The organism is Caballeronia sp. LZ019 (genome assembly GCF_031450825.1).
Classification (GTDB): domain Bacteria; phylum Pseudomonadota; class Gammaproteobacteria; order Burkholderiales; family Burkholderiaceae; genus Caballeronia.
Genome location: NZ_JARTVZ010000003.1, coordinates 1 through 18,729, shown reverse-complemented (window position 1 = coordinate 18,729; position 18,729 = coordinate 1). Strand labels below are relative to the sequence as shown.

Genomic DNA, 18,729 nt, shown 5'->3' with positions numbered 1-18,729 from the left:
GCACGCGCACCGCGCTCGACTTTCTACATTCGATGACTACGCTTCCGAATCCGGCTTGCTGCGCGGATGGTCGCTGCTCGCGGAAGGGTCGACGTCGGGATCGATATGATCGTTCTCCGGCGTGTAAGCGCCTTGCTCCGGATGATCCTTGCCCTTGGGTACGAGCGACGCGTCCATGCTGCCGTGTTCGCGCTGCTCGATGGTGCCGTCCGCTTTTTCCTTGACGTCGCCTTCGCCGATCGCTTCGCGCCGCTTGTCCGCGCGCTCGACCGGATCGGATGGTTCGGGATTCATGTGCTGTTCCTTGCGATTGACGGGCAACGCCGCGCGTCGCCCTCTCGTGACGTCAGTCCGCGCTGCCGAGTTCGTGGTGCTTGTGCGAATGCGTCGCGGCATGCACGAGCTCATAATGCGCGCCCTTGCCGCTACGCGTCGGCGGGAAGTGCTCGCCTTCCACGCACGTCACTTCGAACGCCGTGCCGCTATCGCCTTCCCTGACGACCCGATAGATGCCCGAAGTCTCGACCTTTTGCCCCGGTTTGTGTTGCTCGGCCATGCGTGCCTCCAAGATGAGTTTCGGTGACACGTCGTGAGCAATCATCGTTCCGCAGCGCGTCCGGCGGGGCGGTCGGCAGTCAGAGACGACAATAGCTTGAGCAGGCTCTCCACGTTGACGGGTTTGACGAAGTGATAATCGAAGCCGGCCGATTGCGCGCGCAAGCGGTCCTCCGCTTGTCCGTACCCGGTGATGGCGACGAGCAGCGGCGCACTATCGCCCTTGCGCCGCAAGCGACGCGCAAGCTCGTATCCGTCGATGTCCGGCAGGCCGATATCGAGCAGGGCGACATCGGCTTCGAACTGCGAAGCTGCCAGCGCCTCCTCCGACGAATACGCGACGCGCGTGACATGTCCTTCCGATTCGCAGAGCATCGCGAGCGAATCGGCGGCGTCGCGATTGTCGTCAACAACGAGTACACGCAGCGCGGCCTGCGTGCCGAGGGCGCCGGCTTCGGATAGCGCAAGCGCCGAGTGCCGTTCATGGTGATGCAGCCGCGGCAGCCGCACGATCACCGTCGTGCCGAGTCCCGGCCCCGGACTCTGCACGGTGATGGTCCCTTTGTGCATCTCGACCAGCTTCTTCACGAGCGACAACCCGATGCCGAGTCCGCCATTCGACCGGTCCAGTGTCCGTTCGCCTTGCGAGAAAAGCTCGAACACCTTGGGCAGCAGATCGGCGGAAATGCCGGTGCCGGTATCCGCTATCACGATGGATACCCAGTCCTGTTCCGCCTGCACGCTGACCGAAATCTGTCCTTGTTCCGGCGTGTATTTCGTCGCGTTGTTCAGCACGTTGACGAGTATCTGCGAGAGGCGCGTGACGTCGCCGCAGACCCAGGTGGTCGCATCGGGGACATCGACCTGTATGTGCTGCCTGCGCGCTTCCACCATCGCGGCGACCGCTTCGACGGCGTGATAGACAGCCGTGCCGACGAGCACCGGCTCCGTCTTGAGCGCGATGCGTCCCTGCGTGATGCGCGACACTTCGAGCAGGTCATCGACGATGCGCGTCATGTGCTCGACTTGCCGGCGCATCAGCTCGACGAGATCGCCCGTGCGTTCGGACACGCTTTCGTCCTTTTGCAACAGCGCGATGGCCGTGCGCAGCGGCGCAAGCGGGTTGCGTAGTTCATGCGCGAGCATCGCCAGGAACTCGTCCTTGCGGCGTCCCGATTCGCGCAGCATGAGCTCCATGTGCTTGCGCTCGGTAATGTCGATCAGACTGCCGATGATGCGCAACGGCTTGTCGTCCTTGCCACGCTGAAGCAGCGCGCTGCCTTGCATCCATCGCTCGGCCTGTGCGTCCTTCACGCGAAATTCGAACTGTTCGTGAGGGTCTTCGCCGGCGGCGAGGCGGCGTACGAAACGGTCGAGCGTCGGTGCATCGTCGGGATGGACGCGGGCGAGCGCCGCTTCATACGTGACCGTTTCGATCGGCTCCGTGCGCAGCTTGCCGACGGTCTCGAACATCAGCGACCACGTAGCGAGTTCCAGCGAAACGATATGGATTTTCGCGGCCTGCATCGCAACCGTGAGGCGCAGGCTGCGTGCTTCTATCGCCGCTTGCGCCTCGTATCGCGGCGTGACATCGGTGGTGGTGCCGAACCATTCCTGCAGACGGCCCTGCTCGTCGTGAAGCGGCGCGGCCTGCGCCTGCACCATGCGATACGCGCCATCCCTGCGATACATGCGGAACGTGAGCGTGGTCGGTTCGCCCTGACGCACGGCCTGGAGCCATGTCTCACGCGCCTGCTCGCGGTCGTCAGGATGAACGAAGTCGAGCCACCCCCAGCGCGCGAGCCGCTCGCAGCGTGCGCCCGTGAAGTTCTGCCAGTCGCCGCTCGAAGGATGTATCTCGCCGTTCGCGTCGGCGGACCAGACGAGCGCGCCCGTCGATTCCACGAGCGCGCGATAACGCCGCTCGCTGAAACTCAGGCGCTCTTCGTCGGCGCGCTGCTCGCTGATATCGAAGCTCACGCCATAGACGCGCGCGAGCGTTCCGCGCGCATCGTACTCGGGGTTGCCGCGCATACGCAGCCATCGGCGAGTGACGGCGCCGCCGTCGAGCATGAAGTCGAACTCGAAGGGGCCGCCATCGCGCAGCGCTTCGGCAAGGTTGCGTTGGAACAGTTCGCGAGACTCCGGCGCGACGCGGTCCCATATTTCCGAGAGCATCGCGGTCTCGGTGCCCGGCGGGAACGAGTACATTGCCGCGAGTTGTTCGGTCATGCGAACGACGCGCGTCGTCATGTCCCATTCCCATGCGCCCATGCGCGCGCCCGCGAACGCGGCCTGAAGACGCCGCTCGCTCGCTTCGTATAGCTCCCACGCATGGCGGCATTCGTGAATGTCGATGGCGACGCCCACGGTATCGGCGATACGCTCTTCTTCATCGCGCCGCGCCTGGAGGTGCAGCGTATGCCAGCGGAATTCTCCGTCGGCGCGCAAGAGGCGGACATCGACGTTATTGAGGAGCATGTCGTTGCGCATCTGACGAACGGCGTCGCGCACGAGTTCTTCGTCCTGGTGATGAATGAATTCGCGCCAGTGCCTGCCGATCAATTCGTCAGACGCAAGGCCGAGATAACGGCATGCCCAGGGATTCGCGTACTGGATCATCCCGTCGCGCGCCGCGCGCCATACGAACGAGGGAAGGAAGTGAGCAGGATCGTACATGGTCGTCCTTGCTACGGTTGAACGACGAGGCGCGTCGTTGCTTTCTGCGTACGGATACCACATCGCATGAAAAGGCGCACGCACGGCCGTGCGCCGATGAGTCCGACTCAGCCGTCTTCGCCAACGGCGTTCGGGTCGGGCAACGGATGCGCCTTGTCGTCGGACGGCGGATCGGGTTCGTTGGTGAGGTTCTGTTTTTGCTCTTCGCTAAGGCGTCGATCCGCCGTATTCGGATCGGTCGTGGTTTGAACGGGCGGCGTCGGACGATCGGTCTGCTGGGTCATTTGCACTCCTTCTGTCATTGGAAACGATGTCGCTCAGGGCGGTGCGCGCATCCCTCATGCCTGATCGCTTGCGGAGCAAAAACGCGCTGGGCATAGCCGATGCTTCGATGAGCCGTCGAACTCGCCTGTCCTGCTACTCCACCATGACTCCGTTTCTTCGAAGCACGGCTGCAACACGGGCCGTATCCATCGCAATCGCTTTTGTCGTTCCTTTGTCCACTCGTGCGGCGACCATCTCTGCGGCTCCGTTTGGCGCGACGCAGCAAGGTCAGCCAGTCGTGCAATACACGCTCGCGAATTCGCGCGGCATGTCGATGAACTGCATGACTTATGGCGGTATCGTCACGCGTATCGATGTGCCCGACAGGCGCGGGCGTCGCGCGGATGTCGTGCTCGGCTTCAGCTCTGTCGCCGACTACGAGCGGTATAACGGCAACATCCATTTCGGCAGCGTCATCGGCCGTTATGCGAACCGCATCGCACAAGGACGATTCACGATCGACGGCCGCACTTATCAATTGCCGGTCAACGATCCGCCCAACACGCTGCACGGCGGGCCGCACGGCTTCGATGAGAAAGTCTGGACCGTCGTGCGGACGTTTCAGAACAACACGGTCGCGGGCGTGCAACTGCGTTATGTCAGCCCGGACAATGAGAACGGCTTCCCGGGCACGCTGACCGTCGATGTCACCTACGCGCTCACCGACGATAACGAGTTGCGCATCGACTATCGCGCGAAGACGGACAAGCCGACGGTCGTCAATCTCACGAACCACAGCTATTTCAACCTGGCGGGCGAGGGCAGTGGAAGCGTGGAGAATCAGCTCATCATGATTGCGGCGTCAACCTATACGCCCACGCATGCCGATTCGATACCGACCGGCGAGATCGCATCCGTGGAAGGCACGCCGCTGGACTTGCGGGCGCTCACACCGATCGGCGCGCGGCTGCGCTCGTCGTTTCCGCAGTTGCGCCATGCGCGCGGCTACGACCAGAACTTCAAGCTCGATAAGCCCGGCCAGCGCGAGGGCGAGCCAGCATTCGCCGCGCGCGCCTATGATCCCGCGAGCGGCCGCGTACTCGATGTCTATACGACGCAGCCGGGCCTGCAGTTCTATACGGCGAACGGACTCGATGGCAGCGTTATCGGTGTATCGGGGAACGCCTATCGACAGACCGACGGCTTCGCGCTCGAAGCCGAGCATTTTCCCGATTCGCCCAACCGTCCGTCGTTTCCTTCGACGGAGCTGCGGCCCGGCGACGAATATCACGAGATCACCGTGTGGAAGTTCGGCGTGCGTTAAGACGCGCTGCGCTCATGCGAGCGCCGTTCATGGCAGGAACGTGAGCGCCAGCCTCACGGCCGATACGATCGTCTGCAACTCCGACCATGCCGCGCTCGTCCGCTCGCCGACATAGCGTGAGACCGAGATCGCCACCGCAAGACCGCGTCGTAACAGCACTTTTATGCCGGACGGACGAAGACGGGAACGATTGCCATCGACCAGCAGAACGTGCGATGCTTCGCTGTGCTTTGCATCATGAAAAACAGAAGGCACGAGGGGGACCAGTCCGGGCCGTCACCCTTTGAAGGAGTGAACATGATCGTACTGTCGCGGTATCGTCAGGCGCAGGACATGCGCCGATTGCTTGGTGCGTGGGTTCTTCTGGGCGCGGCAAGCGTCGCCCATGCGGATGCGCAGAACGGCTATGTCGTGCCGCCGCCGCCGAGCGAGCTTTACGGCGAGCTTTTCGTCGCGGTGCAGACGCAGCAGATTTATCCCGATCAGAAGACCTTCGTCGATGCGACGCCGAAGATCGACCCGGCGCAGATCAACAGGCTCTATCTTCAGCAGCGCGCGGTGCCGGGCTTCAGTTTGTCGGCGTTCGTCGCGCAGTATTTCACGCCGCCGACCGATCAGGTCATCACGCCGCCGCCGAATCAAACGCTGCGCGATCACATCAACTGGCTATGGCCCGCGCTGACTCGCAATACGTCAACGGTGCCGCCCTACAGCACGCTCATTCCGATGCCCAAGCCTTACGTCGTGCCGGGCGGGCGCTTCCGCGAGGGCTACTACTGGGACACCTACTTCACGATGCTCGGGCTTCAGGAAGCAGGGCGTGAAGACCTCGTCGACAACATGCTCGACAACTTCGCCTATCTCATCGATACCATCGGCCACATACCGAACGGCAATCGCTCTTACTACGTGAGCCGCTCCCAGCCGCCGTTCTTTTCGTACATGGTGGAGCTTGCCGCGCACAAGGAAGGCGGCCGCGTGTATCAACGATACTTGCCGCAGATGCGCCGCGAATATCACTACTGGATGAAAGGCTCGCATTCGCTCGAGCCGGGAGGCGCGGTGCGCAACGTGGTGATGCTGCCGGATCGGACCGTGCTCAACCGCTATTGGGACGAGCGCGATACGCCGCGCGACGAGTCTTATCTGCAGGACGTGACGACGGCCGCCACCGTCCATGACCGGCCTGCTAACGAGCTGTATCGCGATCTGCGCGCAGCAGCGGAAAGCGGCTGGGATTTCAGTTCGCGATGGTTCGGCGACAACCAGACGCTCGCCACGATTCGCACCACATCCATCGTGCCCGTCAACCTCAACAGCCTGATGTTCCATCTGGAAACGACGATCGCGCGGGGCTGCGGCGAAGTGCGCGACTTCGGTTGCGTGGCGGAATTCATCGGCAAGGCAGCGAAGCGCGCCATCGGCATCAACAAGTATCTCTGGAACAGCAACGGCTATTACGGCGACTATGACTGGAAGCTCGGGCAGCCGCGCAACAACCCTTCGGCGGCGATGCTTTATCCCTTGTTCGCAGGGGCGGCGTGGCCGGATCGCGCGCATGCGACCGCGCGCACGGCGGAAGCCTTGCTGCTCAAGCCCGGCGGTCTCACGACGACCACGCATAACACCACGCAACAGTGGGACGCGCCGAACGGCTGGGCGCCGCTGCACTGGATCGCCGTGCAGGGGCTTCGCCGTTATGGCCGCGGCGATCTTGCGCAGCAGATCGGCACGCGCTTTCTGACGGACGTGAATCACGTCTATGCCACGGAGCAGAAGCTCGTGGAGAAGTACATCGTGGAAGGAACGGGGACGGGCGGCGGCGGGGGCGGGGAATATCCGCTGCAGGATGGCTTCGGATGGACGAACGGCGTGACCTTGCGTTTGCTGGACCTGTACGCGCCCGGACAATAGCCGGGCACGACGAGGCGGCACGCGTTGCGCCGCCTCGCGCGTGATGCTTATTCCAGCCCTTCGACCACGCGGAAGTCGCGCTCGCAGGCATCGCCGAGTACGCGCAGCGCTTCCTGATACTTCTCGCCGTTGAACGTAGCGAGTGCCTGTTCCAGCGAATCGAATTCGATCAGCACCGTGCGCTCAGCGATGCCCGCACCGTGCACCGTCGATGCGACGCCGCGCGCCAGCGGACGGCCGCCCGCTTCCTTGATCGCTTCGGTCGCGAGCTTCGAATATTCCGCGACTTGCTCGGGCTTGTGAATCTTGCGGTATGCGCTGACCCAATATGCTTTAGCCATCTGAATCTCCTGTTGTTCGTTGAGCGCCCTGGCGCGATGCGCCGATGCGAGGGCGAGCATAACAAATAATCGCCTTCCGCTCCGTGTGCGCCATTCCGCGCATTTCAGTGAAGAGTGCTTTCCGTGTCTAGGGGTTAACCCGCTAAAAAGATCAGCCTAGACTTTGTTCATTGCTTCGACGCGTCAGCGCAAGAGGCAAGCACCCAAGTCACTGGAGTTTAAAAAATGAAGTCTTCGATTCGCGCCGCAGTTATCGCAACCGCTCTCGTTCTTCCCGCGCTGTCGTTCGCGCAAGGCAGCCAGATCACACGCGCCCAGGTCCGTGCAGAACTCGCGGAACTGCAGAGCGTGGGTTATCACGTCGGCGACGGTGATCAGGCGCATTACCCGCAAGCCATCCAGCAAGCCGAAGCAAAGCTCGCCGCTCGCCAGGGCGCGACTGCGTATGGCGGTGTGTTCAACTGGCGCGACGCAATCGGGGCATGGCGTCTCGCAAGCCGACTGGAACGCGATGTACACGCGCTAAGCGCATCGTTCAGTCCGCAGCGTATTTGCGATCGAGCTCGTCGAACAAAGGCTTGTCAACGAGTCTCTGGCGCTCTGCGAAGGGCGCCACGATGGCAGGGTCTTCGTCGAGCCTGCCATGTTCCCTGAGCGCACCGAGCGCCGTCTGCATGCCGCGCACCGCGCTCTGCAAGGCGGCGTTCGCATACAGCACGAGGCTGAAGCCCAGCCGTTCCAGTTCATCGCGGCCCGTTACAGGGGTCTTTCCGCCAATGACGATATTGATCAGTTGCGGCGCATTCACCAGCTTGTTCAACGACGCGATCTGCTCCTGCGTTTCGATCGCCTCGATGAAAAGAATATCCGCGCCGGCTTCGACGAACCTGTTCGCGCGTTCGATTGCGGCGTCGAAGCCTTCGACGGCGCAGGCATCGGTGCGTGCAATGATCTGGAAGTTCTCGTCTTCGCGCGCGTCCACTGCGGCGCGAATCTTGCCGACCATCTCGCTCGTCGAGATCACGGCTTTGCCCGCGAAGTGGCCGCATTTCTTCGGCATGACCTGATCTTCGAGCTGGACCGCGTCCGCGCCCGCGCGTTCGAGCGTGCGTATCGTATGGCGCACGTTGAGTGCGTTGCCGAAGCCGGTATCCGCATCGACGACGAGCGGGAGATCCACTGCATCGCGGATGCGCGTCGTGTGCTCCGCAACTTCGGCAAGGCCGATAAAGCCGAGATCCGGCATGCCGAGCGACATGTTCGTGACGCCCGCGCCGGTGATGTACAGCGCCTCGAACCCCAGGTCCGCGGCGACACGCGCGCTCATGGCGTTGAATGCGCCCGGCAAAAGAAGGCCACGGCGTGCATTGACCAGTTCTCGGAACGCGGCGCGGCGGCGGGAAGAAGATGTTGTCATGGCTGGATGTCCGGAAATAGAGAAGCGGATCGAGGCACGCGATGCCGGTAAGCCACGCACGCGTGCCATAGCCTGCCATGTTAAAGCGTGTGCAGCCTTGGCGCTAACGCGAAGCCGGTGCGATGCGTCAGCCGCCGGACACCTGAAGCGGCCGATCCGCTTTCGCGCGCAGACCATAAGCCGTCAGCATGCGATAAAGCGTGACGCGCGAGATGCCCAGTTCATCGGCCGCTTCGCCGAGCCGTCCGCGATGACGCAGCAGCGCCACTTCGATAGCCTGCCGCTCGGCGGCCTCGCGCGCCTGGGCAAGCGTCATCGGCGCGGCTTCGACGTAATCGCCCAGCTCGAGGTCGCTTGCAAGAATCTGCCGTCCCTCGCACATGACGATGGCCCGCCGCACGCGATTGATCAGCTCGCGCACGTTGCCCGGCCAGTTGTAGTTGTGAAGCGCTGCAATGGCGCAAGGCGAGAAGCCGCGCAAGCGCCGGCTCGCATCCTTGCGGAAGCGTTCGAGCATGTGCTGGGCGAGCAATTCGATATCCCTGCCGCGCACGCGCAACGGCGGTTCGTCGATTTGCAGCACGCACAGGCGGTGGTACAGGTCGGCGCGGAAGCGTCCTTCGAGCATCGCGGTCTGCATGTCAACGTGCGTCGCGGAAATGATGCGCACATCGACGGGCGTCGAGCCCTGGCCGCCTAGCCGCTCGATCTTGCGTTCCTGCAAGAAGCGCAGCAGGCTTGCCTGGCTTTCCAGCGGCAAGTCGCCGATTTCATCGAGAAACAGCGTGCCGCCGTCCGCCGCTTGCACGCGGCCGATCTTGCGCTGGTTCGCCCCGGTGAATGCGCCGCGCTCGTAACCGAATAGTTCGGACTGCAGCAGATGCGGCGGAATGGCGCCGCAATTGATCGCGACGAAGGGTTGCGAGCGGCGGGCCGAGCGCTCATGAATCGCCTGCGCGGTCAGCTCCTTGCCGGTGCCCGACTCGCCGGAGATGAAGACCGGCGCGTCGGTCATCGCCACTTTCCGGATCGAGCGATACAACGCCTTCATCGCCTCGCAGTCGCCGATCATGCCGCCTTCGGTGGCGTCGGCCTTGAGCGGATCGTTACTGGCGGCGTCGTGTAACGAGACCATGCCGTAAGCATGGCCCACGGCATCGACGATGCGGTCCGGCGACGAAGGCACGGTGACATAGTCGAAGCAGTAATCGCGTATCAGCCGGCACAACTCGGGATTGTCCGCCTGATCGGCATGCACGGTCGCGACCCAGCCGATGCGATAGCCCGCAAGCAAAGCGGTGAGGGCCGCAATGTCCTTCGCGCATCCGCCACTCGTCAAATCCACGATGCCCGCAGCGGCGCCCTTGCCGTGCCTCGACAGTCTGCACGGCTTCGCGGGATTGACGTACTCGATGTTCCAGCCGCGTGCGTGGAGGCGCTCGGCCAGGTCCTCCGACACGGTACGCCCGGCGAAGTACAACGTTCTGGGTTCCCCGTACATGGCGTGTTCTCTCAGATATTTGTGTGTTTGTAAGCACAGTATCCATTGGAATCGCCGAAGCAAAAAGCCGCTTAAACGATATGCGTCTTTTGAATGTTTACATTGGTCTGCGCATTGCGATTGAAAACGCAAGAGCACTTTTTGCGAAACGGACGTTCGTAAAACGAGAGCGCAGCCATGCCGTAATCGTCGGAGCCCCGTGACAAGGCGCTCCGCGGCGAAGCACCGCAGGAACGTTTTACCGGGCCGCTTTCGGTCCTTGCTGCGGCATGTCCTTTCATCGAGGGTTAACCCTTGCGCAACTTATCTGCCATTGGGCAGTGTTGCCCCGGCGCGTGCATTCGCTGCGGCATTCGCCGAATTCGCAGCGTTGGCGTTAGCGCCGTTTGCGTTGATGGCCGCGTTGCCCGTGTATCCCGACGTCGCCGCGTTAGGGCTGGGCGAATTCGAAGCCGCACCCGGCGATGACTTCGGCGGTTTGGGTTGCAGCGTCTGATTGATGACCCCGATCTGTCCGAGCTTCTGTGCTGCGCGGCTATCGGCATGGGCGGCATCGACGATGAATACAGCGGCCACGCCGAACGTCAGCGCGGCGACGGCATTGCGATTCATTTTCATGGTGTCCTCCAACTAAAGCTCGGTACGCCCGAGCCAGCCAACCATTGTGCGCAAGCAGCTTGCCTGCGTGCAGGAGGGTTTGTGCGTAGGTTGCCGAAACGCCGTAGTCGTTCGACAGGAGACACGGCTGCGGCGTTTTCACGCACGCCATTGCGCAAAAAGCAGACGAAAGCGCGGCGCTCCGTCGGTAAGATGTACTACGTAGTACCGAAAGCGATCCCGCATTGGAGATTCAACATGTTTCCCGAATACCGCGACCTCATTTCCCGTCTGAAGACCGAAGACGCGCACTTCTCCAGACTGTTCGAGCGCCACAACCAGCTCGATCACGACATCCAGAACATGGAAGCGGGCGTGACGCCTGCGGATTCCTTCACGATCGAATCGCTCAAAAAGGAGAAGCTGCTGCTCAAGGACAAGATGTACGTCGTGCTGCGAAAAGCCGCGCAAGCCGCCTGAAGCCGCGATAAGGAGAAAGAGAACGTGAGAACCACACGCGCATCCGAGGGAAGCCGGGGCAGGGCGTTGCAGCACGGTGCGAGCGAAGAACCGGACGGCGGCGTGAGCGTCGTCGAGACGTCCGCGCAACTTGCAAGTCGGGAAACGGAAGAAGCGGTGAGCGCCGCCAACGAGTTCATTTCCAGCAGCATGGAAGAGATGCTCGCGAATGCGGCATCGACCGGCGCCGAGACGCGGCTCGACACGATGAAGGCGCTGATGGGCGGTCTCTCGCCGGACGAAATAGCCACGTTGCGCGCGCATCTGCTGGAAGGCGTATCGCCGAGCGGTGCGCGCGGGTCGCGCCGTCAGCATCAGGACGACGAACTATCGCCCGGATGGCGTCACGGCGGGTATCCGTACAAGCATCTCATGTCGCGGCAAGCGTACGAGAAGCAGAAGTATCGGCTTCAGGTGGAACTGCTCAAGCTGCAGGCGTGGGTGAAGGAAACGGGGCAGCGCGTCGTCATTCTCTTCGAAGGCCGCGATGCGGCGGGCAAGGGCGGCGCCATCAAGCGATTCATGGAGCATCTGAATCCGCGTGGCGCGCGCGTTGTCGCGCTCGAGAAGCCGTCCGAGCGTGAACGCGGTCAGTGGTATTTTCAACGCTATGTGGAGCATCTGCCCACGGCAGGCGAGATCGTGCTTTTCGATCGTTCCTGGTACAACCGCGCGGGCGTCGAGCGCGTGATGGGCTTCTGCACGAACCAGGAGTACGACGCGTTCATGCAGCAGGTGCCGGCATTCGAGCGTCATCTCACGCAAAGCGGCGTGCACATCGTCAAGTTCTGGTTTTCCGTGAGCCGCGCGGAACAGCGCCGCCGTTTCAAGGAACGCGAAGTGCATCCGCTCAAGCAGTGGAAGCTGAGTCCGGTGGACCTTGCGTCGCTCGACAAGTGGGACGACTACACGGCTGCGAAAGAAGCCATGTTCGCCCATACCGATACCGCCGACACGCCCTGGACCGTCGTGCGCTCCGACTGCAAGAAGCGCGCGCGGCTCAATGCCATGCGTTATGTGCTGCATCGCTTGCCGTATGCGAATCGCGATATCCGGACGATCGGTCCCGTCGATCCGCTCATCGTCGGAAGGGCGTTCTGAGGCTCAGGCGTCGTCGGCCATGAGTTCGTGCGCAAGCAGCCTCGCTTGCGGCGTGAGGCTGGCGAAGGCGCGCGCGCATAGATGCAGCCGGCGCGCGGCCCACGGCTCGGACAACGGCGCAATAGCGAGCCCCGTACGGTCGAGCAATTGCGCCGATGCACGCGAAAGTATCGCGATGCCGATACCCGCTTCCACGAGCATCGCGACGTTATCGATGCTGCGCATATGGATGCGGTAATTGAGTTGCTTGCCGAGCCTCGACGCCTTCTCGGCAAGATGCATTTCGAGCGCCGCATCCGCGAGGCCGACAAACGCTTCGCCGACGATATCCGCGAACGCCACGGCAGTTTCATTCGCCACGCGATGCGTGCGGCTCGCGACCACGACCAGCTGATCCTGCGTGACGAGCCGCGTCTCGAGGCTCCCGAGGTCCGTGATATCCGCGACGATGCCGAGATCCGCCCGGCCTTCCATCACTGCCTGCACGATGTCGGCGCTGGGCCGTTCATCGAGATCGATCGACAGATCGGGATGAGCCGCAAGGAAGCGCGTGAGGCGCGGCGGCAAGTAGGCGGCCAATGCCGCCGTATTCGACATGAGCTTGACGCGCCCTTTGAGGCCCGTTGCGTACGTGCGCAATTCGCCGCGCATCTGCTCGACCTGACCGAGAATCATCCGGGCGTGGCGCGCGAAGCTCTCGCCGGCGGCGGTCGCGTGCACGCCACGGCGATTGCGTTCTAGAAGCGGCGCCCCCAATGCGGCTTCCATGCCCCCGATCCGCTCGCTTGCGGACGCCAGCGCGAGATGCATCGCTTGCGCGCCCGCCGTGATGCTGCCGCGTTCGATCACGGTCAGAAAGAGTCGCATGTCGGTGAGATCGAAACGCATGGCGTGCCTTCGGCCGGGCCGAAGCCTTGCATAGGAAATGCCAGATTGTAAGCGCGCAATGCGCTCGCTACGATTTGCCGCATGGAACCTCTTATCGTAGTGATCCTTGCGGGATTCATCGCCGGGGCGATGAATGCGCTCGCAGGCGGCGGATCGTTCGTCAGTCTGCCCGCGCTCATCGCAGCGGGCGTGCCGCCGGTTCAGGCGAACGCATCGTCAACGGTCGCGCTGTTTCCGGGCGGCGTGGTCAGCGCATGGGCGTATCGCGACGGGCTCGGCCCTGTCGGTTCAGTGCCGATTCGCATGATGCTCGTCACGACGCTGATCGGCGGAATGATCGGCGCGGTGCTGTTGCTGTCGACATCGTCATCGACGTTCTCGTTCTTACTGCCGTGGCTGCTGCTTTGCGCGAGTCTCGCGCTGGCCTTCGGCCGGCGTCTTGGCGAGCTGTTGCGCAAGCGCTGGCGTATCTCTGCGCCCGCAGTCCTTGCGATTCAGCTGGCGCTCGGCGTGTACGGCGGCTACTTCGGAGGCGCGGTCGGCATCATGATGATGGCCGTGTGGGGCCTGCTCGATCCGCGCGATCTCAAGAGCCTCAACGCGCCGCGCACGCTGCTCGTCAGCGCGGCCAATTCTGTGGCTGTCGTGACCTTCGCCGTTGCCCATGCGGTGCGCTGGCCCGAGACCATCGCGGTGCTCGTTGCGGCGATCGCGGGCGGATACGGCGGCGCGCAACTGGGCCGACGCGCATCGCCGGCGCTGATCAGAACGGGGACGCTGCTCGTGAGCGTGGGCATTACGGTCGCCTTCTTCGTGCGGACTTACGGGCCGATGCTCGCGCATCGATGAATGATCATGATCGCTGCCTTGCTCGAAACCATCGGTGCGCTATCCGTGCTGGCAAGCGTGGCCGCGAAAATCGTGTGGATGCGCGATGCGAGCGACGAGGTGATCGGGCACGACGCATCGCCGGGACAGCGGCCGCATCGCTGCATCGGGCGCGAGTCGCGACGCCGCCAACGCAGACACCGTTCGTCAGCGCGCGGTTCGAATCAGCGGCGGTAAGCCGAGCGGCTTGGCCGCCGATTCATACGCGCGAATGAAGCGCGGATCGTCTGCGAACTCGCGCGCCATCCACTTCGCGAGGTCATCGCTGCACGCGGGCTCCGCGATGGACTGAAAGCAGGGTGAGTTCGCGGGCATCATGCTGGCCGCCCAGTAGAAACCGAAAAGCGTCTGCTTTTCGGCGGGCTCCATGCGAAGTGCGTCAGGGGCGTCGCCCGAGAACCACCGTTCGAGCTTGGCCGTCAGCGTAGCTTCGGTTTCGTGCTTCTCGTACGAGAACACGTAGCCGCCGCCGGCCTGGGCCGTGTGGAAGTCGTTCATCACGACCGCAGTGACGAAGCGAGCCGCGTGTGCGTTGAGTGCAAACGATTGCCCATGCGCGCTGAACATGACGCACCAGAGCATGGCGAGCAATGCGCTCGCGGTGGGCCGCGTCCAGACGCGGAATTCTTGTCGATTGCTTCGCGGCTTCACACAGGTACTAAGAAAAGGTTGATCCAGCATAGCGACGGCGCTCGAGGCCGATTCGCGATTCTACTGAGTTATAGCGATGCTCGATGACGCGCGCAAAAAAACAAACGGCCCCGAAGGGCCGTTGTTCAGCAAGCTGAACCGCGCGTATTACAGCGGCTGGATCGTCGAAGCCTGCTTGCCCTTCGGGCCTTGCTTGACTTCGAAGCTCACCTTCTGGTTCTCCTGGAGCGACTTGAAACCCTTGGACTGGATCTCGGAGAAATGTGCAAACAGGTCTTCACCGCCGTCGTCCGGCGTGATGAAACCGAAACCCTTTGCATCATTGAACCACTTGACCGTACCTGTTGCCATTTTTCCAAACCCTATGAGACGAATAAACGTTGAAGATGCGCCCTTTGTTTCGAGCGACACTGATTTTTACCATGTCTTGGTATTTTGGTCCAATAAGCGTTTTTGCTTAGCTTATTGCCGCACGGCCGTCATAAAACCGCAAAATTACCTGTCGCCTGTCAGTGTGCCGGTTTAATTTTCCGGCATGGCGCTTTAGCGTGTCTGTTCGGTGGCCGACAAAGCGGTTTAACGCGGCGCCGGGCAGGCATCGTTCAGGCAGGACTGCGCGGTTGCGCTCACAATGACTGACGGGTGCCGTCTTGCGCGATGTGGGCGGAGTTCGGGTAAGGGGTGCTGTCACCCTTAGTGACCTGGCATGACGAGCACACTCGCCCGACCGAACGCGCAACTCGACGCATGGCAGCCACCGACGCTTGCAGCGGCAGCCTCACGGAGCGACGGAGCCTTTTCATCAGGTCAACATGGAACTGGCGGAGCAACGGGTGTCGCGTCTCGTGGCGCGCTATGCGGCGATGCTAGGCATCGAGCCGCCCGCCGTGCGATTCGTCGCGAGCGGAAGCGGGCCATGCTATGAAGCGCTGTTTCATCGCATTGAGCTGGACAGGCGTACGCTTGCGTTGCCCGAGCCGCAGTTGTGTTTCGTGGTCGCGCATGAAGTCGGACATGCGACACAACGACCGGCGCTCTTGCTCGACTTCGCCAGAACGGTGCTTGTCGTCACTGCGCTTGTCGCCGTGCCATGCATCATGTTTGCCGCCTGGTCGCAAGCAGATCTGTGGCGCATATCGATTCCCGGCGCGCTTTGCGCGCTTGCAGTGGCCCTGATGCGGCCCATATGGCACGCGCGCACCCTCAGTCGCGCAATCGCTCTGGAACTCGATGCCGATGCGAAAGCCGCCCGGGTTTGCGGCGCGCGATCCGCATTGCAGGCGCTCGAAGCAATGGCACGAAGCGGGCATATCGACGCACTGCGCCTTCGCGCAATGCATGAACATTGCGCGCAGATTAAAGAAGCCGAAAGTCCCTGCCGATAAAGGCTTGATGGGCGCTTGCGCGGTCGGTCATGTTGACTTCGCGCAAAGCGCCGCATCGAACAAAGATACAGGATCAACTCCATGAACGATGCACGAAGCGCTGCTGCCACAGTCGCAATTCATTCGGTTCCTTCGGGCTGTGCGGGGTGCAAGACGGACCCGGATTCACAACTGGCGCTGGCATTCGCTTTCCAGCCGATTGTCGATTTCGCAGCGGGCGCGGCCTACGCCCACGAAGCACTGGTGCGCGGACCGCAAGGCGAGCCGGCCGGTACGGTGCTGAGCAGGGTGAGCGATGCAAACCGCTATCACTTCGATCAGCGTTGCCGTACGACGGCCATTCAGCAGGCCGCGCAGCTCGGACTTCAGGGCTTTCTCTCGATCAACTTCATGCCCAATGCGGTGTATCGGCCGGAAGCGTGCATTCGCAGTACGTTCGAGGCGGCAGAGAAACATGGCTTTCCGATCGAGCGAATCATCTTCGAGACGGTGGAAGGCGAGGACATCATCAGCCGCCCGCATCTCGTCGATATATTCCGTGCCTATAAGCGCTTCGGTTTTCAAACGGCGATCGACGATTTCGGCGCAGGCTATTCCGGCCTCACGCTGCTTGCGGACTTTCAGCCGGACATCATCAAGCTCGACATGGACCTTGTGCGGGGCATCGATACCGATACGGTGCGGCAGCGCATCGTGTGCGGGGTGCTTGCAATCTGCCGTGATCTCGGCATACGTGTGATCGCCGAGGGCATCGAGACCAAGGGTGAACGCGACTTCTTCATCGCTAACGACGTCCGGCTTCTGCAGGGCTATTTCTTTGCGAAGCCCGCGTTTGCGGCGGTGCCGTCGTTGAATGCGTCTTCGTTCGCCGCCTGAGCGTGGCTCGGTTTTTGCGTGGCGAGGGAGGCGAAAGCAAGGCCCTCGCTTGCAGAGGGAATCAACGCTTCCGGATGACCGATCATGCTCGTCCTGTTTGTAGAAGATGACGTCCGACTTTGCGATGCATTCAGAGACCTTGCGGTATCGCTGGGACATGTCGCGCACGTCGCCTACGACGGCCATCAGGCGATGCTTCTGGCTGCGGCCAATAGCTACGACACGATCTTTCTCGACCTCAACCTGCCCGATGTGGATGGCCGCGATCTGTGCCGGCGTTTGCGCGCCGCGGGGCCGAGCAAGCTCGCGTGCGTCGTTGCAGTCACCGGCGATGACCGGCACCAGAACGAAGTACAAGAGCACTTCGACGGGTTTTTCCTCAAGCCCTTCACCGCCGACGGGTTCAGAGCGGTGCTTAACGCCTGCTAGGCGCTAAGCGACCTTCGCCGAGAACAAGCTAAAGGTCCTGGTCTTCCGCAGCCTTGCGCGCGCGACGTTCTTCGTTTGCACGGCGCGCACGCAAGCGCTGACGCGAGAGTTGCGTGATCACCTCGCCGGTGCTTGCGCCGGCCGGAATCTCATTGCGTATGACTTTCGCCACCATCGGCAAGCCCATGCGCTGTCTTCGTAGCGCACGGGCGATGGCGGTACGGCATGTTTGTCCGTGACAGTCCCATTCGTCGCGGATTCTATCGCAGTAGGGGCACTTTTCCATTCATCCAGTTTACTGCGAACGCGGGGCGTGCGCCCGCGCGCTCTGCCGATCAACCGATCGAGGGGCTCGGCCGGCGCGCCCGCTGTCGATGATCGAGACTGCGTCGCAAGACTTTCTTGACGAGCCCTTTGAGGAAGTGAACCGAGCGGTCTGCGCGCACGTTGAGATCGAATGGCTTTAGCCCGACGATTTCACGCCCGCTGCGCCCAGTGAGTTTCGCCCGCGTATTGCGATGCATCTCCGCCATCTGCGACAGCGTTTGCGACGCTTGCTTGAACGACGCCCGGTCAACTCGCGCACACACATGACAGGCGCGCTCGAATACCTTGTCGAAGACAGTCAGCCAGAAATCGTCCCTGTCGCCGCCATTGCAGCGTGCGAGCGCTTCCTGACCGTTGATGCACAGGTCACGCATATCGCGTAGCGTCGCTTTCTGGGTGATGCTGCCGAAACGGCGCCGATAGCCAATCAGTGGCTCGCTCACGCGGTAATAGCGGCTCGCGCGCAGATACATCGACGGAATGACCGCCATATCCTCGTAATGTCTGCCCACAGGAAATTGCGTCTCGCGGAAAAACTCAGTGCGATAGACCCGTGCCCACGCAAACGTATGGAATGTATTGGCAAAGTCCCTTAGCGCGTGATGATCCATCCGGTGAGCACCGCTCTTGCCCGCGCTCACGAGTTCGAGGTCGTCGAGATGGCGTCCATCGTCGTCGATGATCTTGACGTTGTATTCCAGGATGTCGTATTGACCTTCGGCGAGGCGCGGGATGACCGCTTGCGTGAAGCCATCGAGATAGATGTCGTCGCCGTCGAGGAAGCCGACATAGGGCGTACGCACTGCCGCGAGTCCCGTATTGCGGGCCGCACTCAGGCCGCCGTTCTTTTGCCTGATGACTTCGATATGCACGCCGCCGTCGCGTGCGGCCACGGCCTGCGCCGCCGCGTGAGTCTCGTCGGTAGAGCCGTCGTCGACAACGATGATTTTCATCGCATCGATATGAGGTTGAGAGAGAAGGGACGTGAGTGCTTCCTCGATATATCCCTCGATGTTATAGGCAGCCACCACGATGGTCAGCAGCGGTTTCGCTTCGCGCACAGACTCATGCAA

At 62.2% G+C, this 18,729-nt stretch carries 20 protein-coding genes and 1 pseudogene; 9 read left to right on the top strand and 12 right to left on the bottom strand.

Annotation, left to right across the window (positions count from 1 at the left end; all coding sequences use genetic code 11):
- Window positions 1-36: 36 nt before the first annotated feature.
- The 4 genes from P9255_RS08555 to P9255_RS08540 form a co-directional block, all read right to left on the bottom strand.
- The gene (locus P9255_RS08555; protein ID WP_309767484.1) at window positions 37-294 is read right to left on the bottom strand and encodes a hypothetical protein; all 258 of its coding nucleotides are present in this window, start codon (window positions 292-294) and stop codon (window positions 37-39) included.
- 52 nt (window positions 295-346) lie between these two features.
- Window positions 347-556: a hypothetical protein gene (locus P9255_RS08550; RefSeq protein ID WP_309767485.1), complete on the bottom strand. Its 210-nt coding sequence runs from the start codon at window positions 554-556 to the stop codon at window positions 347-349.
- 41 nt (window positions 557-597) lie between these two features.
- Window positions 598-3,234 carry a PAS domain-containing protein gene (locus P9255_RS08545; RefSeq protein ID WP_309789361.1) on the bottom strand — a complete coding sequence of 879 codons (2,637 nt, stop codon included), beginning with the start codon at window positions 3,232-3,234 and terminating at the stop codon, window positions 598-600.
- A 107-nt stretch (window positions 3,235-3,341) separates the two neighbouring features.
- Window positions 3,342-3,518 carry a hypothetical protein gene (locus P9255_RS08540; protein WP_309767488.1) on the bottom strand — a complete coding sequence of 59 codons (177 nt, stop codon included), beginning with the start codon at window positions 3,516-3,518 and terminating at the stop codon, window positions 3,342-3,344.
- A gap of 143 nt (window positions 3,519-3,661) precedes the next feature.
- On the opposite strand from P9255_RS08540, the gene P9255_RS08535 reads away from it, so the two are divergent.
- Both P9255_RS08535 and treA read left to right on the top strand, forming a co-directional pair.
- The gene (locus P9255_RS08535) at window positions 3,662-4,822 is read left to right on the top strand and encodes an aldose epimerase family protein (RefSeq protein ID WP_309789516.1); all 1,161 of its coding nucleotides are present in this window, start codon (window positions 3,662-3,664) and stop codon (window positions 4,820-4,822) included.
- Window positions 4,823-5,119: 297 nt separating this feature from the next.
- The gene (gene treA, locus P9255_RS08530; protein ID WP_404980297.1) at window positions 5,120-6,736 is read left to right on the top strand and encodes an alpha,alpha-trehalase TreA; all 1,617 of its coding nucleotides are present in this window, start codon (window positions 5,120-5,122) and stop codon (window positions 6,734-6,736) included.
- Between the two features lie 47 nt (window positions 6,737-6,783).
- Here treA and P9255_RS08525 read toward each other — a convergent pair whose 3' ends face one another.
- Entirely contained in the window at window positions 6,784-7,077 is a 294-nt protein-coding gene (locus P9255_RS08525; RefSeq protein ID WP_309767491.1) for a DUF1330 domain-containing protein, read from the bottom strand.
- Between the two features lie 225 nt (window positions 7,078-7,302).
- Between P9255_RS08525 and P9255_RS08520 the strand changes: the two are divergent.
- Window positions 7,303-7,603 (top strand): annotated as a pseudogene (locus tag P9255_RS08520) (DUF4148 domain-containing protein).
- A 9-nt stretch (window positions 7,604-7,612) separates the two neighbouring features.
- Here the strand turns inward: P9255_RS08520 and P9255_RS08515 are convergent.
- Both P9255_RS08515 and P9255_RS08510 read right to left on the bottom strand, forming a co-directional pair.
- On the bottom strand, window positions 7,613-8,494 hold the full coding sequence (locus P9255_RS08515; RefSeq protein WP_309767495.1) for an oxaloacetate decarboxylase: 882 nt from the start codon (window positions 8,492-8,494) through the stop codon (window positions 7,613-7,615).
- 127 nt (window positions 8,495-8,621) lie between these two features.
- Window positions 8,622-9,995: a sigma 54-interacting transcriptional regulator gene (locus tag P9255_RS08510; RefSeq protein ID WP_309789360.1), complete on the bottom strand. Its 1,374-nt coding sequence runs from the start codon at window positions 9,993-9,995 to the stop codon at window positions 8,622-8,624.
- An 855-nt stretch (window positions 9,996-10,850) separates the two neighbouring features.
- Here P9255_RS08510 and P9255_RS08505 point away from each other — a divergent pair.
- Together P9255_RS08505 and ppk2 are read left to right on the top strand one after the other, a co-directional pair.
- Entirely contained in the window at window positions 10,851-11,072 is a 222-nt protein-coding gene (locus tag P9255_RS08505; RefSeq protein ID WP_309768222.1) for a YdcH family protein, read from the top strand.
- 24 nt (window positions 11,073-11,096) lie between these two features.
- A complete protein-coding gene (gene ppk2, locus P9255_RS08500; RefSeq protein ID WP_404980296.1) occupies window positions 11,097-12,212 on the top strand; it encodes a polyphosphate kinase 2 in 1,116 nt (371 codons plus the stop codon).
- Window positions 12,213-12,215: 3 nt separating this feature from the next.
- Here the strand turns inward: ppk2 and P9255_RS08495 are convergent, their stop codons facing one another.
- The gene (locus P9255_RS08495; RefSeq protein WP_309767498.1) at window positions 12,216-13,100 is read right to left on the bottom strand and encodes a LysR substrate-binding domain-containing protein; all 885 of its coding nucleotides are present in this window, start codon (window positions 13,098-13,100) and stop codon (window positions 12,216-12,218) included.
- 81 nt (window positions 13,101-13,181) lie between these two features.
- Between P9255_RS08495 and P9255_RS08490 the strand changes: the two genes are divergently transcribed.
- Window positions 13,182-13,949, top strand: coding sequence for a sulfite exporter TauE/SafE family protein (locus P9255_RS08490; RefSeq protein ID WP_309767500.1), 768 nt, complete (start codon window positions 13,182-13,184; stop codon window positions 13,947-13,949).
- 186 nt (window positions 13,950-14,135) lie between these two features.
- On the opposite strand, the gene P9255_RS08485 is transcribed toward P9255_RS08490, so the two are convergent.
- Complete coding sequence (locus P9255_RS08485) at window positions 14,136-14,570, bottom strand: hypothetical protein (RefSeq protein ID WP_309768227.1); 435 nt, start codon at window positions 14,568-14,570, stop codon at window positions 14,136-14,138.
- Window positions 14,571-14,786: 216 nt separating this feature from the next.
- Window positions 14,787-14,990, bottom strand: coding sequence for a cold-shock protein (locus P9255_RS08480; protein WP_008347993.1), 204 nt, complete (start codon window positions 14,988-14,990; stop codon window positions 14,787-14,789).
- 461 nt (window positions 14,991-15,451) lie between these two features.
- Here P9255_RS08480 and P9255_RS08475 point away from each other — a divergent pair, with 461 nt between their 5' ends.
- The 3 genes from P9255_RS08475 (at window position 15,452) to P9255_RS08465 (ending at window position 17,329) form a co-directional block, all read left to right on the top strand.
- Window positions 15,452-16,024: a M48 family metalloprotease gene (locus P9255_RS08475; protein WP_309767501.1), complete on the top strand. Its 573-nt coding sequence runs from the start codon at window positions 15,452-15,454 to the stop codon at window positions 16,022-16,024.
- An 81-nt stretch (window positions 16,025-16,105) separates the two neighbouring features.
- Window positions 16,106-16,900: an EAL domain-containing protein gene (locus P9255_RS08470; protein ID WP_309767502.1), complete on the top strand. Its 795-nt coding sequence runs from the start codon at window positions 16,106-16,108 to the stop codon at window positions 16,898-16,900.
- An 84-nt stretch (window positions 16,901-16,984) separates the two neighbouring features.
- Window positions 16,985-17,329, top strand: coding sequence for a response regulator (locus tag P9255_RS08465; protein WP_309767504.1), 345 nt, complete (start codon window positions 16,985-16,987; stop codon window positions 17,327-17,329).
- Window positions 17,330-17,357: 28 nt separating this feature from the next.
- On the opposite strand, the gene P9255_RS08460 is transcribed toward P9255_RS08465, so the two are convergent.
- Window positions 17,358-17,615: a hypothetical protein gene (locus tag P9255_RS08460; RefSeq protein WP_309789359.1), complete on the bottom strand. Its 258-nt coding sequence runs from the start codon at window positions 17,613-17,615 to the stop codon at window positions 17,358-17,360.
- Window positions 17,616-17,664: 49 nt separating this feature from the next.
- On the bottom strand, window positions 17,665-18,729 hold a 1,065-nt coding region (locus tag P9255_RS08455), incomplete at its 5' end, for a glycosyltransferase family 2 protein (RefSeq protein ID WP_309789358.1).

Bases quoted from the DNA above. Each gene is read 5' to 3' on its own strand.
- treA (WP_404980297.1), top strand. From the start codon at position 5,120: ATGATCGTACTGTCGCGGTATCGTCAGGCGCAGGACATGCGCCGATTG.
- P9255_RS08525 (WP_309767491.1), bottom strand. From the start codon at position 7,077: ATGGCTAAAGCATATTGGGTCAGCGCATACCGCAAGATTCACAAGCCC.
- P9255_RS08550 (WP_309767485.1), bottom strand. From the start codon at position 556: ATGGCCGAGCAACACAAACCGGGGCAAAAGGTCGAGACTTCGGGCATC.
- P9255_RS08485 (WP_309768227.1), bottom strand. From the start codon at position 14,570: ATGCTCTGGTGCGTCATGTTCAGCGCGCATGGGCAATCGTTTGCACTC.
- P9255_RS08510 (WP_309789360.1), bottom strand. From the start codon at position 9,995: ATGTACGGGGAACCCAGAACGTTGTACTTCGCCGGGCGTACCGTGTCG.
- P9255_RS08555 (WP_309767484.1), bottom strand. From the start codon at position 294: ATGAATCCCGAACCATCCGATCCGGTCGAGCGCGCGGACAAGCGGCGC.
- P9255_RS08490 (WP_309767500.1), top strand. From the start codon at position 13,182: ATGGAACCTCTTATCGTAGTGATCCTTGCGGGATTCATCGCCGGGGCG.
- P9255_RS08480 (WP_008347993.1), bottom strand. From the start codon at position 14,990: ATGGCAACAGGTACGGTCAAGTGGTTCAATGATGCAAAGGGTTTCGGT.
- P9255_RS08515 (WP_309767495.1), bottom strand. From the start codon at position 8,494: ATGACAACATCTTCTTCCCGCCGCCGCGCCGCGTTCCGAGAACTGGTC.
- P9255_RS08495 (WP_309767498.1), bottom strand. From the start codon at position 13,100: ATGCGTTTCGATCTCACCGACATGCGACTCTTTCTGACCGTGATCGAA.
- P9255_RS08475 (WP_309767501.1), top strand. From the start codon at position 15,452: ATGGAACTGGCGGAGCAACGGGTGTCGCGTCTCGTGGCGCGCTATGCG.
- P9255_RS08505 (WP_309768222.1), top strand. From the start codon at position 10,851: ATGTTTCCCGAATACCGCGACCTCATTTCCCGTCTGAAGACCGAAGAC.
- P9255_RS08540 (WP_309767488.1), bottom strand. From the start codon at position 3,518: ATGACCCAGCAGACCGATCGTCCGACGCCGCCCGTTCAAACCACGACC.
- P9255_RS08470 (WP_309767502.1), top strand. From the start codon at position 16,106: ATGAACGATGCACGAAGCGCTGCTGCCACAGTCGCAATTCATTCGGTT.
- P9255_RS08545 (WP_309789361.1), bottom strand. From the start codon at position 3,234: ATGTACGATCCTGCTCACTTCCTTCCCTCGTTCGTATGGCGCGCGGCG.
- P9255_RS08535 (WP_309789516.1), top strand. From the start codon at position 3,662: ATGACTCCGTTTCTTCGAAGCACGGCTGCAACACGGGCCGTATCCATC.
- P9255_RS08460 (WP_309789359.1), bottom strand. From the start codon at position 17,615: ATGGAAAAGTGCCCCTACTGCGATAGAATCCGCGACGAATGGGACTGT.
- P9255_RS08465 (WP_309767504.1), top strand. From the start codon at position 16,985: ATGCTCGTCCTGTTTGTAGAAGATGACGTCCGACTTTGCGATGCATTC.